This window comes from Kitasatospora sp. NPDC059747 (assembly GCF_042732955.1).
In the GTDB taxonomy this organism is placed as follows: domain Bacteria; phylum Actinomycetota; class Actinomycetes; order Streptomycetales; family Streptomycetaceae; genus Kitasatospora.
Map to the genome: position 1 here is coordinate 101,456 of NZ_JBHWGV010000012.1, position 15,057 is coordinate 116,512.

The following is a 15,057-nucleotide window of genomic DNA, read 5'->3' on the forward strand; positions in this document are numbered from 1 at the left end:
GGAAAAGATCCCATGAGTTACTGCACCCCCTGCCGACGCCACCTCAACGGCGCGCTCTCCTGCCCCGGCTGCGGCCGGGCCGCCGAGGCCACGACCGGGGAGGGTGCGGGCCGGGAACCCACCCGGCCGGTCGAGGCTCCGTCCACCGCGCCGTCGCGCCAGTCGGCACGACGGTCGGCCCGGCGGCGGGCCGGCCGGGCGCGGGGCCGGGTCCTGGCGGTGTCGGCGGCCGGGGTGGTGGTCTGCGGGCTGGCCACCGTGCTGCTGGCCGGCGGCAACTCGGACGGTGCGGTGACCCCGGCCTCTGCCGGCACTGGGTCACCGTCGCAGAACAACGCGCCGATCCCGGCCGCACCGGCCGCACCGGCATCGGCCACCACGGCCGCGGCCACCGCCCGCCCGCAGCCGTCGGCTTCCAGCACCCGGCCGAAGCCGTCCAGCAGCACCACGTCCGCCGCGGCGTCCCCGTCCGGCCCGCCCACGTCCTCCGCCGCGCCCCCTCCCCCGGCGGACCCGCCCGCGAAGCCGGCCCCCAGCACGACCACGCCGAACACCGGCCCCGCTCCCCAGCCCTCCCCCACCCAGCACCCGACCACCCCGCCGGCCACACCTGGCTGCAAACCGTTCCTGTTCTGGTGCACCTGAGCGTTCTGGTGCACCAGAACGACAGCGCGCCCGGGAGGTGTTCAGGCCCGATACGTGAACCGGCCGAGGTAGTGCAGAGCGGTGCCGTGCGGGGTGGTGACGACGTTGGGGGCGAAGACGCAGATCGCGGCGTCGGCCGGCTCGGTGGACTCCACCTGTGACAGCCACTGGTCGGCGTACGAGGCCCCGCGCAGGAGCACCTCGGGCACGACGGGCGCGCAGTGGCCCTCGTCCCGGGCGTGAACGGCTTCGACGCACATCGGTTCGAGCTCGGCGATGCCGGCCTCCGCCATCAAGGCGGACGGCGTCGCGCCCTCGTTCTCCGACCACTCCGGGTCGACGTACTCGCGGATGTCCTCGAACGACGGAAACCGACCGCGGGAGAGGAAGACGTGGACGACGCCGGCTTCAGTCACCCGACGATTGTCGCCCACCGTCGACGAGTTCGCCGCGGTCACTTCCGTGGGCCGCCTGCTCCCGCCAGCGGGCCCGGTGGAAGATCGGCTCGACGGCGACCACGCAGAACGCGTGCATGGGCCGGTTCGTGCCCTCGGGATCGAAGAAGCCGACCATGTCGCCGAGGAGGCTCTCGCCGTGCTGGTGGACGCGGCTGTCCCGGGCCACGCGGTCGCCGACGGCGGTGAGCCAGTCGCCCATCCAGAACAGGAGTTCCGCACGGGCGGTGATGACGATCGTCGCGGCGTGCTCGGTGAAGCGGGCGGGGTGACGATCGGCCCGGCGGCGGACGTCGTCGGGGCGGTCGGGAGGTCGCGCCGCCGGGGCGGTCACGCTCAAGGGCACCGGGGCGCGACGCATCCGGCGCCGTAGATCGGGCCAGTCGGAGGGCCGCAGTTCGGTGTCATCACGAGCCAGGAGCACCGGCAGCGGACGGGTGTCGCGGTCCCCGAAGGTCATCGGTCGGGCATCCGGCGGGACCGGGACGTGCACCGCGCTGTGCGGACTCGTCGCGGCGACGCGGAACAGGGCGCCGAGCCGGAGCAGATCGGCGCGGCTCGCGTTCAGGTACCCGACCTGGTGGTCGGGCGGGTACACGCACGTGTTGCGGAGCATCGGACCGGCGCTCAGGATCCGGCTGAGCCGGGTTCCGGGAGCGGCGACGGGATGGCTCGTCACCCGCAAGCGCATCCGGCCGTCGTCACCCCCCATGCGCCAAGTACAACACGCGCGGCGAGTGGCCTCACACTCCTTTTGCGGGCCCCGGGAATGCCGCCGGCCTCCTCGGGCCTCCTGGCGGCGACGTGCCTGCACCGGGCTCAGCGCGCGCTCACCGGCACGGCCCGGAGCGGCACCAGGGTCGACGTCCCGAGGCTGGAGTTGGCGCGGCGGAACTGTTCGGCGACCCGTCCGCACCCGGGACACTCGCGCAGGTGGCGGGCCAGCTCGCGGCCCCGGCGGCGGCCCGGCCGGCGGGCGTCGCCGGTCAGCACCGACGTGAAGTACCGGCACTCCTTCCCGGCCCCCTCGCCCTCGTGCGCGCTCAGGTAGGCCTCGCGCAGTCCCGCGCGGGCGCGGGCCGCGAGGGAGCGCACACCGCTCGGGGTCATGCTCATCCGCTGGGCGACGGTGGCGGCCGACTCGCCCTCCACGACGAAGAACCACAGCAGCACCTGCCACCGCTCGGGCAGGGCGCGGTAGGCGCCGGCTATCAGGGCGGTCTCCTCGGCCGCGAGCAGCGCGTCGTCGGTCCCGGCCTCGTCGGCCAGGCACTCCGCCCACGTGTGGAAGTCGGCCGCCAGGACGATGCGGTCCCGGGTCTGGGCGCTCCACTCCATGGCGGTGCGCCGGACGCAGGCCTGGAGGTAGGGGCGCCAGGCGTGGCGCGGGCCGCGGCCGCGGGCCACGGACTGGTAGGTGCTGGCGTAGGCCTCGGCGGCGAGGTCCTGGGCCGTCTGCTGGTCGCGGCAGAAGCGGCGGGCGTAGGCGAGCACGGCGCCGTGGTGCCGGGTGAACACCTCGGCCATGACTTCCCTGATGCGCGAACCGCCGGCCGGGGCCGGCGCGGTGAGCACCTCCGCGAGTTCGGCGTCGCTCAGGTCGCTCAGTCCCGGTTCGCGGGTGCTGGTCAGCAGGGTCACCTGGTCCTCCTCGGCTGTGGCCTTCGTCCGGCGGGGATTCCGCGGGCCCGGCCGGTGTGGCGGCAGCAGGGGCCCGCACGGGGGAACCGCCCGGACGAAGGACGCGACGGCGGTCCGGTGCCGGGGCCGTCGGGACGGTGTGGCGGGAAGGGCCACAGCACACCAGTCCCACGGGTTTCCGGGCAACTGTCCGAAAACCTCCGCGCGGCCGGTGATTCCGGATCCGAATGGGGGAAATCCGTGTGCGGGGCGACGGACGCGCCCGGGGTGGCGCCGGAGCCGCCCCGATGACGCGCGGCGGCGCTCCCCGGCACCGTGGCGAGGTCTCGTCAAGCGCGACGGCCACGGATAACAGAAAAGGTCATACGGCATTCGCATGAGTGAACGGGCCTGCCCCGACGGATTCATGACACTGTGCCAGTTGTCGTGCGCCGACTTCGACTTGGCACACGTGTCGAACCGGTGAACAACGGGGCGAGGGCCCCCACCGGCCCGACACCGGTGGAAACCCTCGCCCTGTCGTTCGCTGTTGTCGCCGGTCACCCACCTCCCATGTGTGCGTGCCCGGTGTGGTCGGCGCCGTCGACGACCGTACCGCCGAGCAGCCCGTGCAGGAGGTCCGCGGTGGTGTCGGACAGCACGACCACCCACGCGTCGCCCACGAGGTACGAACCCCCGTACGCCTTGGCCTCCTCGATCCAGGCGTCCTTGGCGCGCGGCGTCGGGAAGGTGGCGATCCAGATCTCCTCGTCACCGGAGGTGCACAGGCCCTGACGCAGGTCCGCCGCGTCGGTGGTGATCTCGGCCGTGCAGCCGATCCGCCGGGCCAGGGCCTCCACGGAGTTCCCGCCGGGGCCGGCCGTCGGCGCCGACGGCACCGTCTGCGCGGCTCCGGCCAACCCGCCGTTGCCCCAGAGGAGTTCGACGGACCCGAGTGCGAGCAGGAGGATCAGCGCGGCCCACTGGAGCGCGGTGCGCACGCGCCGGCTGTTCCCGGCCGGCCCGAGGGCGACGCCCGGGATCCTCACTTGCCCGTCGCCGGCTTGCCCTGCGGGTTGATGGCCGTCCAGAGGCCCCCGGCCATGCCGTTGCCGAGGGCGTCGCCGTAGCCCTTGTCGCCCGAGTAGACGTACGCGGGCGTGCAGTTGATGCTCAGCTGCCAGGTGCCGTCCGGGCGCTGCATCTTGCCGACGAGCTTCGGGTCCACACCCTGGATCTTGGCCGGGTCCACGGGCGCCGCGGGCATCCACGTCTTCAGGCAGTCACCCTCGCAGTTGGAGCGCATGGGCCAGGCGGTGTCCTTCCCGAAGTGGTACAGGGTGCGGCCGTTGGCGTCCACCATGATCGGGCCGAGCTGGGGGTGGGCGAAGATCGAGAGCTGCAGTCCGGCCGGGGGCTGCTGGGTCGGCTGCGGCATCGGGGCGGCGGTGGCGGTGGGCGCCGTCGTGGCCGTGGCCGTCGCCGACGGGGTCGCCTGGGCACCCGCGCCGGTGGCCTTCGACCCGTCCGGCGCCAGGGCGTGCCACGTGCCGCCCACGCCCTCGCCCTTGGTGTCGCCGGGCGCGGTGTCCTGCGCGTAGCGGTAGGCCGGCCAGCCGCCGACCGTCAGCTGGTGCGTGCCGTCGGCCCGGACGATCTCACCCAGCTTGGCCGAGTCGATGCCGGTGCCGGCCATGGTGCTCCTGTCCTTGATGACGGGCGGCCAGGTGGTGGCACACCCCCCGGAGCAGTTCGACATCGGCGGCCTGGCCGAGTCCTTGTCGAACCGGTAGAGCGTGAAGCCCTGGCCGTCCGTCAGGACGGAGCCCAGCTTCTCGTCCACCCGGACGGCCAACTGCCCGCCGGGCGAGCCGCTGCCGGCCGACGAGGGCGAGGCGGAGGCGGACGCCCCGTAGTCGCCGTAGGAGCCGTAGGCCCCGGCCGGAGCCGGCGCCGTCGCACCGGCCAGCTGCCCGGGGTCGGTGGGCCCGGCGGACGGGTAGGCGTTGCCGCTGCCGTTCCCGAAGGCCGCCATGAGCACGAGGCCGGCCAGGAGGAGGCAGAGCGCCACCAGGCCGTACCGCTTCGTTGTCGTCGTCAAGGTATTCCTTGCCTTTCCATCGGTGGAGCCTGGTGTTTCGGGGAATTGCGAGCCCGGAGCGCATGGGTCCGGGAGTGGCGGAGGCGCACGCGGGCCTCGGGCCCGGCGGCGGCTCACTGGATCCGCAGCGCCAGCGCGGGACACCGGTCGACCGCCCTGGCCGCCTGCTGCAGCAACTGCGGCGGGACGGGCATCACGCCGGCAGCGGGGAATCCGTCCGCCTCCAGGCTGATGACCTCGGGCAGGACGCTCGTGCACAGCCCGTGGGCCTCGCAGAGCGTCCAGTCCACGACGATGCTTCCGGCGCTCTCCACGGCCGGCATCGGGAGCACACCCTGGACGGGGCGGCCGCAGCCGTACCGGTGTGTGTGCAGTTGGAGGTCCTCGTCGAAGACCTCCAGGGCCGAGGCCACGAACCGGGAGGCGGCGTCGGGGTGACTGCACGCCCCCCGTCCGGTGACCGCCCGCATCCGGGTCTCGACCGCGTCCAGGGCGGCCCGGCCGCCCCGCACCACCTCCTCCAGTGCTCTGACCAGCGCGGGCAGCCCGAGGTAGCACGGCCCGCACTGGCCGGCCGTCTCGTCGGCCAGCCAGCGGGCGACCCGGAGCGCCTCGCCCAGCGGGCAGGTCGTGTGCGGCAGCGGCAGGATCGCGCCGGCGCCCAGGGCCCCGCCGAGGCTCCGGAGCGACTCGCGCGACACCTCGGCCGCGGCGGCGGCCACCGGGGTCAGCCACGTGCCGTGGTAACCGCCGGTCAGGACGCCCTGCCCGACGTCCAGGCCGAACATCGCGAGCAGCTCGCCGAGCGGGACGCCGGTGGGCGTCTCCACCACCCGGGAGCCGGCGAGGGTCAGCAGGACCGTCCCGGGCTCCGACGGCGTGCCGACCTCGCGGTACGGCAGCGCCCCGAGGCGGGCCGCGACCGCGAGCTGCGCGTAGGTCTCGGCGTTGGACAGCAGGGTCGGCACTCCCCTGACTCCGCTGTCGCTGGTCCGGACGCCGCCGCCGCGCGGGAGGGCGATCCCGCTGGTGATGCCGCGGGCCAGCGCGCTCCCCTCGCCCGAGACGAACCGCTCGGGGAGCCGGGCGACGGAGACCGGCAGCCGGGTGGTCCGCCGCTCGGCCAGCGCCCTGCGCAGCGACTGCTCGGTGTCGGCCCGGGTGACGCCGACCGTCACCTGCTCCGCGTCCAGGGCCTCGGCCGCCAGCAGCGCCCCGTCCAGGACGAGGTGGGGCGTGCGCAGCAGGAGCGCGGCGTCCTTCAGGCAACTCGGTTCTCCTTCCGTGCCGTTGACGACCACGACCGGACGGGTGCGGCGGCGGGCGGCGGCCTTGACGACGGCCCGGAGCTTGCGGGCGAACGGGAAGCCGGCCCCGCCCCGTCCGCGCAGGTCGACGTTCTCGGCGAGGTCGGCCAGCTCGTCGGCCGGCAGCACGGGCATGCCGCCGTGGACGACCAGGTGGGCGCGGTGGTCCAGGCGCTCGTCCCGCTCCAGGCCCGCGAACAGGACCGGCCGGCCGAGCCAGGCGATCGGTGCGCCGCTCATCCGTCCCGCCACCGCCGTCCGGTGCCGACGCCGCCCTGCGGTCGGCCCGCCGCCCCCTCCGTCCGGCCGGGGCCGCCCGGACGAAGGGGACCGAGCGGACGGACGGGTGCGCCGGGCCTGCGCTTGCTGCCGCCGTCCCGGAAGACCAGCCGCAGCCCGAGGGCGATGATCACGCCCACCACGGCCACGCCGTAGAGGACGGAGACCCACGAGGCGGGCAGCCGGCCCGCGTGCAGTCCGTGGTAGAGCGCGGCACCCCACGCCGGGTAGGCGCACATGTGGACGATCCGCCACCGGCGCGCCGCACCGGTCCTGGCCAGCAGCCCGCGGGCGGCCCCGGCGAGGGCGACGGCCAGCAGCAGGTAGCCGGCCAGGGCCCCCAGGCCCAGGACCACCGGCCGGTGCGGGTCGGCGAACGGGACGAAGGCCGCGAGCGCGCCGATCCGGTCCTGGATCAGGTTCATCCACACGTGCAGGACGAGGAACACGACGCCGGCAACGCCCATCGCCCGGTGGATCGTCTGGGCGGCCAGCCGGTGGACCGGGTACAGCAGCAGCCGGTCCGTCGCCGTGAGCCCCCACAGGACGGCGGAGGTGAAGGACACCAGGGTGATGACCCCGGCGGCCACGCCGAGGAACGCCTGCAGCGCGCCGTTCACCATCACGGCCGTCAGGCCGAGCCCCGCCGCCAGCAGCGGGAGGAACCGCCACGCCCGGTGTGTGACCGGGCCACCGGGCTCGGGCCGGCCTTCGGCGGTCCCGTCCGGCGTCCGCTCCCCGACGGCGGCGCGGCGCGCCTGGCGCGTCCGGTCGGCGCGGCCCGTGCGGCTCGCGTGGCCCGAGCGGCCCGCGTGCCCCGCCCGGCGCGGCCGGCCCACCGGCGCCGGTCCGGCGGCCGAGTGCCAGGCCAGGCGGCCGTCCTCCGTCGACATTGCTGAGCCCTCCGGGCTGGTGTGGGTCATCCGCAGCGACGCCCCTCGTTGATGCAGGTCGCCATCTGGTCCAGCAGGTCCCGGGACATCACGTTGATGAAGTCCCCGTGGTCCGTGATCGGGTTGTGGAGCTGCTCGGGGAAGGTGTCCACGGCGAAGCGCACGCCGGTCGGCACGTCGTAGGCGATGCGCTGGGTCAGCCGGGGGATCGCCCGGAAGTTCCGCGGGCAGCTACCGTCCGCCCGCGAAAAGGCGGTGTGGGTGCGGTGGTTGGCGCTGTCGGTGTTCCGGCCGTCCCAGCAGTCGGGGAACTTCAGGGTCCGGACGACCCGGCTGCCGTCCGGGCAGATCGGGTACTTGTCGGCGAGCTGGCGGTCCTCGAAGCCGGTGCAGCTCCACGAGGCGTGGGCGTTGGCCGGGCCGTTGGTGAGCGCCTTGGCGTCGCCGGTGATGATCCGCAGGAAGCGGGTCATCGGCTGGACCCTGTTCCCGGCGGCGGAGTCGTACGTGATCCCGACCTCGGCGGGCTGGAGGATGCGTCCGACGTTGCGGTCCTTCCCGCCGCCCGGCGCCCTCGCGTCCTTCTCCGCCTGACCGTCGAGGACCCGCAGCACCGGCCAGTAGTAGGCCGACTGGTCCCCGTTGGAGCAGGTGGTGCCGGCGTTGGCGAGCCTGCCGTTGGTGGAGAACGCGTCCGTGACGAGGTTCCCGACGTAGTCGTGCATGTGGTGGGCGCCGTTGCTGACACCGGGGGCCACGATCACGTTGTCGGGGTTGAGGTGGCGGTTCTCGTTGAGCCCGCACTGCGAGGTGAAGGTGCCGGTGGCCGGCCCGGTGCGGGTGGGCCTGGCGGTGTTCGGGGTGACGGTCCTGATGTCGACGAAACCGCGCCCCAGGGCGGACCGTCCGCCGCTCGACAGGTTCCTCGGCCCGGCCGCGCCGTTCTGTCCGGTGACGCCGTTCTGCCCGGTGACGCCGTTCTGTCCGGCCGCGCCGTTCTGCCCGCCGTCGCCGCTCCCGCCGTCGGGGGCGTAGTCCTGTGCGGAGGAATCGACCACCAGGTCGCGCCGGATCGCGCAGGTCGCCAGTCCGGAGACGTCCTCGGGCAGGCCGGAGTCCGGGCCCGCGCTCGCGACGAGCTTCTGCAGGGTCGCCGTCCGCTTCCCGGCCAGCTCACCCATGACCTGCTGCTCACCGCCGCCGGAGCCCGGCTCGGCGAGGCTGCGGTACGCGTCCGCCACCTGGACGTCGAGGTCGGCGAGGTCCTGGTCGACGTCCTGCTGCGCGCTCTCCGGCACCGAGGCCAGGGCCGTGCCGACGTCCGCGCAGGCGACCGTGCCCGGCCGGGCCCCGGCCTGCTGGGCAGCGGCCCCCTGCGACCGCGACGGCCGCTGCCCGGCGAACGCGGCCGCCGCGAGCGCCGAGGCGCCGGTGACCGCCAATATCCCGGCCAGCAGGAGGGCGAACGCCTTCCGCCTGGCCTTGCCGCGTTTGTGAATCCTCATGTCGCATCCTCGAAACGGGATCGGGCCTGCCTGGCAGGCCGTGGAAAGCCTTGTGCTGCCGCGGTGTCCGGGCAGGGTTTCTAGTGCTGCGTCGCCGGCCCGGAACTCGGCGCCGGGCTCGGGCCCTGGCTCGGGCCCTGGCTCGGGCCCTGACTCGGAGCGGACGTGCCGGACGGCGGTCCGGAAAGGTCGCCGAATTTCACCAGCCCGGTGTTCTCCAGGACCGTCATGTGGTCGAGCACGGTGGAATTCGCCGTGGTCGCGAGATCGCGGACGGTGGAATTCTGGGTCCCGGCGCGCACCTGGGCGACCACCGCGAAGACCTGGCCGTGGGCGTTGCGCACGATGTTCGCGAACAGCCGGTCGAAATCGGGCCCCTGGGCGTCGTCCAGCTGTTTCAGCCACGCCTTCTGCTGGTCGGAGGGCTCGTCGGGCAGGCCCAGGCCGAGGGTCCTGGCGACGTCCACCACGGCCCGGTCCAGATCCGTGTGCCCGTCGATCAGGTGCTGTCCCGCGGTCCTGACCTCGGGCGTGCCGCCCTTGGCGACGGCCATCCGGCCTGCGGGGATCTCCCACAGCCCGGCCAGCCGGACCCGTTTGACGAAGTCCCGGTCGAGCGGTGTCAGCGGCCCGGACGCCGTCTGCAGGGTCGCCACCGCGACCGGGGACGGGTCCGCCCGCGCAGCGGTGCGGTACGAGCCCGCCGATCGCACGATCGGAACCGCCAGGGCCGTGCCCGTGAACAGCACGGCCACGATCACGAGCAGGGTGGCGAACCACCGCGGAAGTCTGGTCGCCCCGGGTATTCCGTAAACCGCCGTTCCGGGTTCGCGTTTCTTCCTCGAAGATGACATCGGCTTCCTCATCGCGCCGGGATTCCGTTCACCGTCACCGGGCGGACGGTTCGGCGGCGACCGCACCGCGGAACCTCCCGGGAACCACCGGCCGCTTGCGGGCCGGTCACCGTGGAAAGAGGCCAAACCCGGGGATCCGTCCCGCGACTTTGCTCATCCTTTACCCAGAGCGCGCCGGGACGCCGCACCGGAGCGCCATTCCCGACGCTTGTTCGACAATCCGTCAGCATGTGCGAACCATGTGCGGAAGGCCACTGTGGCGCGGGGCCCGGGAGGCGGTAGATTGCCGTACCGGTCGGTACCCCAGGGCGCCGCACCGGCCCTGGTGTCCCCCCTTTCCGTCCGGACGCGAGCGAGGCCATGTGCGACTGAACCTCAATCAACTGGCGGTGTTCGCCAAGGTCATCGAATGCGGCGGCTTCTCGGCGGCGAGCCAGGTCCTGTTCCTGAGCCAGTCGTCCGTCTCGAAACAGGTGCAGAACCTGGAAATAGCCCTGCGCACCCAGCTGGTCGACCGGTCCGGCCCGAAGATCCGCCCGACCCTGGCCGGTGAGGTCCTGCTCGCGCAGTCCAAGGAGGTGCTCGCCCTCGCCGACCAGGCCGTCGCGGCCGTCCAGGCCGCGGCACTCCTACTGGAGGACCCGCTGGTGATCGGCAGCACGAGCACCATCGCCGCGCACTTCCTGCCGTCCGTCCTGCTCGAACTGCGGCACCGGGCGCCCGAGGTGCGCTTCGGCCTCGTCGTCGACAGCGCCGACCGGCTGGCGACCGCACTGGAGGAGGGCCGGATCGGCGTCGCGCTGAGCGGCGGCCCGCTGCCTCCCGGGCGCTACCGGTCGGAGCGCCTCGCCGACGACGACATGCTGCTCGCCTGCCCGGCCGGTCATCCGCTGGCCGGACGGGACGTCACTCCCGCCGACCTGGCGGACGAAACGTTCCTGCTGCGCGAGGCCGGCTCGGACACCCGCCGTCAGCTGACGGACCTCCTGCACGCCTGGGAACTGTCCGGCGCCCGGACGCTGGACCTCTGGGGCACCGACGGCATCAAGGAGGCCGTACGGATCGGCCTGGGGGTCGGACTGGTGGCGCGCCGGTCCGTCCGACTGGAGCTCCGGCACGGCGTCCTGGCCGAACTGCGGATCCACCCGGCGCCCGGGCACCGGACCGTGACGGCCGGCTCGACGCTGGCCCGGCCCCTCACCGCGTACGAGCAGATGCTGCTGCTGGTCCTGCGGGACAGCGCCGCCCGGGCGACCGCGGAGGCGTGATCCCCTTCGATCACACGCGCGGCGGATTCCGCTGCAGGTAGCGGAGGCCCTGCTTGAGGTAGGCCCGCGGGTTGGTGTCCAGATGCCGGGCCCAGGCGGGCTTGCTCTCGCCGCGCCGGTAGGCGTAGCAGGCCAGGGCGTAGCCGAGCATCCGCTCGCTCAGGTAGCCGAGCCGCGAGGACGACCAGCCCTGCTTGCCCTGCCGGAAGTCGAACGCGGAGTTGGCCGTGAAGACGCCCAGGCCGAAGTGCACCGTCAGCAGGTCGGTGAGCGGCTCGTGGTCGCGCCGTTCGGTGGAGACGCGCCGCTCGTCGAGGAGGCGGACGTGTCCCAGCTCGTGCGCGATGGTGGCGACCAGCGCGACCGGACGGGCGGCCTGGCGCTGCGCGACGGCGATCACCGGCCGCCCGTTCTCCCGCCGGTAGTGCCCGGCGGCCGAGCGCGACCTGTGGGCGAGCCCGAGGCCGGCGACCATGGCGCCCTCGCCGTCGTCCGGCTCGATCTCGATCGTCAGCCGGTTGGGCGCCACGTCCAGGTACCCGCAGAGCTGGGCGATCAGGCCCCGGATGTCGGCGTCGGAGCCCGCGTACGGCCCCGGGAAGTACTCGGCGGTCGGCAGCACCGGAGCACGCTCCAGCACCCCGCGCCCGAACTCGGCCGCCAGCCAGGCCATGGACTCCTCGATCCAGACCCGCTCGTCCGGCCCGACCGGGCACTTCTGCGGGAACAGCGCCATGACACCCCCCAGTGATCATGGCCATCATGCACCACGACGCGGGCGGCGTCGGCTACCGGGCCGCGGTGAAACGGACCGAGCCGACGCCGCCTCCGGCGCTGGCACCACCCGGCCCGACGGTGTCGACCGCGTCCTGGCAGCCGGCGTCGCCGAACACGGTCGCCTCCGCGTCGGTGTCGTTGTACAGCTCGGTGACGTCGCCGCCGAGCTCGTAGCACCGGCCGTTGCCCGGGTTGTCCAGGTAGTGCTCCTGGTTGTCGCTGATGTAGGTGAACGTCCCGTCCGTAGCTTGGGCGTTGGCCGGGAATCCGATGCACAGGGCCACCGCGGCGGCGCCGGTGGCCAGCACCCTTCGGAAGTTCTTCACAGGACTCGTCTCCTTCTGAACGGTGAGCCTGAACGGTGAGCTCCCCCGGCTTCCAGCGCTGCCAGTCTCACCGTTCGGCTGCGCGAAGACGTGGGACCTCACTCGAACGGCCCTTCTCCGGCGCTTCCCGTCCCCCGGAAGGCGGTACGCCGGCACTACCCTCCCAAGGTCACACCCAGGACGGTGCCGGCCACGCCGAGCGGTTATCAGGTGTCGTACAGTCCGTTCCAGGGCGCGCCGAATCCGAGCATGTCGGGCTCCAGTTCGGCGTGCGGGAAGCCGTACGCCTCGGTCTTGTCGAACAGCCCCCAGCTGTGGCCGCCGTGTTCGACGGAGAACGGACGGACGGCGATGTCGCCGAAGCGGCGGCCGGGCAGTTCGTCGACCAGCTCCCTGAGGCGGGCCATCGCGGCGTCCGTGTCCTCCTGCCCCGATTCCTCCTCGGCGACTCCGATCCGCGAGCGCAGGTGGCGGCCGTCCCGGTCGAAGAGGTGCAGATAGGTGACGTCGTAGAAGCCGGCCAGGAATTGGCCTCCGTCCCAGCTGCCGGCGAGGTCCGTCCGGAAGCCCGGCTCGTGGGCGATGGGGATGCGCTGCGGGACGGGGAACCGCTGCATCCACGAGAAGGCCCACTCCCAGGCGTTCGCGCGAACCGCCCAGGCATGGAGAGCCTGGCCCGCCTCGGCGCTGCTGCCGCGCTCGGTATCCCCGGACCGCCCCTGACCGTCGTCGTGCATGACGAAACACGCGCCGCCCGGCAGCGGGCAGGCGATCGCGTACTGCGTGGAGTCCGCGATGCGCTCCACGCGCACCGATCCGTCGAGCGGCAGCGCGCTGATCAGCTCACCGAGTGCCCCCGCGGACGTGGCCTCGACCTCTTGCTCCGGCACGCCCGCCGCCGGACCGTGGCTCACCACCACGCGGTAGTCCTGTGTCATGGCAGGAATGATGCCGGACGGCTCCGACAGACCCCTGTCCCGGCCGGGGCGAGGTCACGCATCGTCACTATCTCGGTATGCAGAAAGTGACCGGCCGCTCTGCCGGCCCCGTGGATTCGCAGGGCGGCTGTCGGACCGCCGCCGTCAGCGGTCGGAGCGGAAGGGCCCGACAAACGCAACGCGTTTGCTTTAAGGCGGCGGGAGGGTCTACAGTCACTAACGCAAAACATTAGCTTTTGATGTGGGAGCGCTTCGCCGCCCCACCCGGCCAGGAGGAGCGTCCGCCATGCCCGCAGCCGAACTCACACCACCGGAGGCGGCCCGCTGGGCCGATCGTGCCGGGCTGCCGCTGCCCGCCGACCGTCACGCCGCGGTCGCGGCCACCGCGAACCACATCCACTCCGTCGTCGCGACCCTCCGGGAGCTGGACTTCGGGGACACCCCGCCGGCAGGCGCCTACCGCGCGGAAGGAGGGCGGCCCGATGCAGCCGTATGAGCTCTCCCTCACCGCCGCCGCGGACGCCGTCCGGTCCCGCCGGCTGTCCCCCGTCGAGCTGGTGGACTCGGTCCTCGACCGCATCGAGCAGGTGGAGCCCGACCTCGGCGCCTACGTCACGGTCGCCGCGGAGCAGGCTCGCCGGGCGGCGCGCGAGGCCGAGCGCGAAGCGGCGCAAGGCCGCTACCGGGGGCCGTTGCACGGCATCCCCATGGGGCTCAAGGACCTGATCGACGTCGCGGGCATGGCCACCACGGCCAGCTCCCGGGTCCGCGCCGACCATCGCGCGCCGGCCGACAGCACGGTCGCCGCCCGGTTGACGGCGGCCGGCGCGGTGCTGGTCGGCAAGACCCACACGCACGAGTTCGCGTTCGGCCTGACCACCCCGCAGACCCGCAACGCCCGGGACCACGGCCGGGTCGCCGGCGGCTCCAGCGGCGGGTCCGCCGTCGCCGTCGCGTCGGGCGCGGCGACCTTCGCCCTGGGGACCGACACCGGCGGGTCGATCCGGGTGCCCGCCGCGCTCAACGGGGTCGTCGGCCTCAAACCGACCTACGGTCTCGTTCCCCGTCACGGCGTCACGTCCCTGTCCTGGTCGCTGGACCACGTCGGCCCGATCACCCGCACCGTCGAGGACGCGGCCCTGGTCCTGACCGCCCTCGCCGGGCACGACCCGCGCGACCCCGCCTCCCTGTCCCTGCCCGCCGAGGACTACCGGCCCGGCACGGGCACGGATCTGACGGGACTGCGCGTCGGCGTGCCGCGCACCTACTACTTCGACCACGTCGACCCGCAGGTGGAGACCGCCGTCCGGCACGCCGTCGAGCACCTGGAGGGCCTCGGCGCACGGCTCGTCGAGGTCGACATCCCGATGACCCGCTACATCCAGGCCACCCAGTGGGGCCTGATGGTGCCGGAGGCCGCCGCCTACCACGAGCGCACCCTGCGCACCGCACCGGAGTTGTACGGGGCGGACGTCCGCATCCTGCTGGAGGCGGGCGAGTTGATGAGCGCCGGGGACTACCTGCGGGCCCAGCGCGCCCGGACCATGATGCGGGAGGAATGGGCCGGCCTGCTGGAGACGGTCGACGTGATCGCCGCCCCGACGGTCCCGACGACCGCGGTGCGGGCCGGCCAGGAGACGGTCACCTGGCCCGACGGCACGGTCGAGAGCGTCTCCGACGCCTACGTGCGCCTCTCCGCCCCCGCCAACATCACCGGGGTGCCCGCCCTGACCGTCCCGGCCGGCCAGGACGCCGAGGGCCTGCCGATCGGCCTGCAACTGCTCGGCCGGCCCCTCGGGGAGCGCACGCTCCTGCGCGTCGGTCACGCCTACGAGCAGACGCAGCCCGTCCGGGGGCTCGCCACGGCGTCCTGAGGGCGGCGTCCGGACCGGGCGGAGCTCCGCTCGACACCGAGGCACCCCTTAAACGCAATGACTCAGCCTTAAGGGGTGCCCTGGGCGTCGAGCGACAGCGCGCTCAGCGGCGGGGCACTTGGGCCCAGGGGGATCAGGGCAGAGGCAGCGCGACGGGGGGGGAGCCACTGGGGAGGTGACAACAGTGCGGCGCGCGCGGGAGGGTTGTGTTGTTG

Annotated in this window: 16 protein-coding genes; 3 read left to right on the forward strand and 13 right to left on the reverse strand. The window is 73.6% G+C overall.

What is annotated here, in order from left to right; all coding sequences use genetic code 11:
• Positions 1-17 precede the first annotated feature (17 nt).
• The 10 genes from ACFV4G_RS08120 to ACFV4G_RS08165 form a co-directional block, all read right to left on the reverse strand.
• Complete coding sequence (locus ACFV4G_RS08120; protein ID WP_380437733.1) at positions 18-554, reverse strand: hypothetical protein; 537 nt, start codon at positions 552-554, stop codon at positions 18-20.
• A gap of 132 nt (positions 555-686) precedes the next feature.
• Complete coding sequence (locus ACFV4G_RS08125) at positions 687-1,061, reverse strand: hypothetical protein (RefSeq protein WP_380437735.1); 375 nt, start codon at positions 1,059-1,061, stop codon at positions 687-689.
• Positions 1,054-1,716, reverse strand: a complete 663-nt coding sequence (locus ACFV4G_RS08130) for a hypothetical protein (RefSeq protein ID WP_380437737.1) — start codon at positions 1,714-1,716, stop codon at positions 1,054-1,056. The genes ACFV4G_RS08125 and ACFV4G_RS08130 overlap by 8 nt, the downstream gene beginning before the upstream one ends.
• Before the next feature lie 203 nt (positions 1,717-1,919).
• Positions 1,920-2,741 (reverse strand): RNA polymerase sigma factor, encoded by an 822-nt coding sequence (locus ACFV4G_RS08135; protein ID WP_380437739.1) that lies wholly within the window; start codon positions 2,739-2,741, stop codon positions 1,920-1,922.
• Between the two features lie 539 nt (positions 2,742-3,280).
• Complete coding sequence (locus ACFV4G_RS08140; RefSeq protein ID WP_380437741.1) at positions 3,281-3,721, reverse strand: hypothetical protein; 441 nt, start codon at positions 3,719-3,721, stop codon at positions 3,281-3,283.
• A gap of 44 nt (positions 3,722-3,765) precedes the next feature.
• Positions 3,766-4,821 (reverse strand): SCO0930 family lipoprotein, encoded by a 1,056-nt coding sequence (locus ACFV4G_RS08145; RefSeq protein ID WP_380437743.1) that lies wholly within the window; start codon positions 4,819-4,821, stop codon positions 3,766-3,768.
• A 113-nt stretch (positions 4,822-4,934) separates the two neighbouring features.
• Complete coding sequence (locus ACFV4G_RS08150; RefSeq protein WP_380437745.1) at positions 4,935-6,368, reverse strand: NADH-ubiquinone oxidoreductase-F iron-sulfur binding region domain-containing protein; 1,434 nt, start codon at positions 6,366-6,368, stop codon at positions 4,935-4,937.
• A complete protein-coding gene (locus tag ACFV4G_RS08155) occupies positions 6,365-7,300 on the reverse strand; it encodes a hypothetical protein (RefSeq protein ID WP_380437747.1) in 936 nt (311 codons plus the stop codon). The genes ACFV4G_RS08150 and ACFV4G_RS08155 overlap by 4 nt, the downstream gene beginning before the upstream one ends.
• Before the next feature lie 26 nt (positions 7,301-7,326).
• Positions 7,327-8,805, reverse strand: coding sequence for a DUF1996 domain-containing protein (locus tag ACFV4G_RS08160; RefSeq protein ID WP_380437748.1), 1,479 nt, complete (start codon positions 8,803-8,805; stop codon positions 7,327-7,329).
• A gap of 80 nt (positions 8,806-8,885) precedes the next feature.
• Positions 8,886-9,566 (reverse strand): DUF4142 domain-containing protein, encoded by a 681-nt coding sequence (locus ACFV4G_RS08165; RefSeq protein WP_380437750.1) that lies wholly within the window; start codon positions 9,564-9,566, stop codon positions 8,886-8,888.
• A gap of 455 nt (positions 9,567-10,021) precedes the next feature.
• On the opposite strand from ACFV4G_RS08165, the gene ACFV4G_RS08170 reads away from it, so the two are divergent.
• Complete coding sequence (locus ACFV4G_RS08170) at positions 10,022-10,927, forward strand: LysR family transcriptional regulator (RefSeq protein WP_380437752.1); 906 nt, start codon at positions 10,022-10,024, stop codon at positions 10,925-10,927.
• 10 nt (positions 10,928-10,937) lie between these two features.
• Here the strand turns inward: ACFV4G_RS08170 and ACFV4G_RS08175 are convergent, their stop codons facing one another.
• The 3 genes from ACFV4G_RS08175 to ACFV4G_RS08185 form a co-directional block, all read right to left on the reverse strand.
• Positions 10,938-11,663, reverse strand: a complete 726-nt coding sequence (locus ACFV4G_RS08175) for a hypothetical protein (RefSeq protein ID WP_380437753.1) — start codon at positions 11,661-11,663, stop codon at positions 10,938-10,940.
• A 52-nt stretch (positions 11,664-11,715) separates the two neighbouring features.
• Positions 11,716-12,030, reverse strand: a complete 315-nt coding sequence (locus ACFV4G_RS08180; RefSeq protein ID WP_380437755.1) for a hypothetical protein — start codon at positions 12,028-12,030, stop codon at positions 11,716-11,718.
• 206 nt (positions 12,031-12,236) lie between these two features.
• Positions 12,237-12,968 carry a hypothetical protein gene (locus ACFV4G_RS08185; protein WP_380437757.1) on the reverse strand — a complete coding sequence of 244 codons (732 nt, stop codon included), beginning with the start codon at positions 12,966-12,968 and terminating at the stop codon, positions 12,237-12,239.
• A 286-nt stretch (positions 12,969-13,254) separates the two neighbouring features.
• Between ACFV4G_RS08185 and ACFV4G_RS08190 the strand changes: the two genes are divergently transcribed.
• On the forward strand, positions 13,255-13,464 hold the full coding sequence (locus ACFV4G_RS08190) for a hypothetical protein (protein ID WP_380437759.1): 210 nt from the start codon (positions 13,255-13,257) through the stop codon (positions 13,462-13,464).
• Complete coding sequence (locus tag ACFV4G_RS08195) at positions 13,451-14,842, forward strand: amidase (protein WP_380437761.1); 1,392 nt, start codon at positions 13,451-13,453, stop codon at positions 14,840-14,842. The genes ACFV4G_RS08190 and ACFV4G_RS08195 overlap by 14 nt, the downstream gene beginning before the upstream one ends.
• Positions 14,843-15,057 lie beyond the last annotated feature (215 nt).

What these genes read in the sequence shown, in the direction of transcription:
- ACFV4G_RS08130 (WP_380437737.1), bottom strand. Translation starts at nt 1,716, where the DNA reads ATGCTCCGCAACACGTGCGTGTACCCGCCCGACCACCAGGTCGGGTAC.
- ACFV4G_RS08150 (WP_380437745.1), bottom strand. Translation starts at nt 6,368, where the DNA reads ATGAGCGGCGCACCGATCGCCTGGCTCGGCCGGCCGGTCCTGTTCGCG.
- ACFV4G_RS08155 (WP_380437747.1), bottom strand. Translation starts at nt 7,300, where the DNA reads ATGTCGACGGAGGACGGCCGCCTGGCCTGGCACTCGGCCGCCGGACCG.
- ACFV4G_RS08160 (WP_380437748.1), bottom strand. Translation starts at nt 8,805, where the DNA reads ATGAGGATTCACAAACGCGGCAAGGCCAGGCGGAAGGCGTTCGCCCTC.
- ACFV4G_RS08175 (WP_380437753.1), bottom strand. Translation starts at nt 11,663, where the DNA reads ATGGCGCTGTTCCCGCAGAAGTGCCCGGTCGGGCCGGACGAGCGGGTC.
- ACFV4G_RS08185 (WP_380437757.1), bottom strand. Translation starts at nt 12,968, where the DNA reads ATGACACAGGACTACCGCGTGGTGGTGAGCCACGGTCCGGCGGCGGGC.
- ACFV4G_RS08190 (WP_380437759.1), top strand. Translation starts at nt 13,255, where the DNA reads ATGCCCGCAGCCGAACTCACACCACCGGAGGCGGCCCGCTGGGCCGAT.
- ACFV4G_RS08195 (WP_380437761.1), top strand. Translation starts at nt 13,451, where the DNA reads ATGCAGCCGTATGAGCTCTCCCTCACCGCCGCCGCGGACGCCGTCCGG.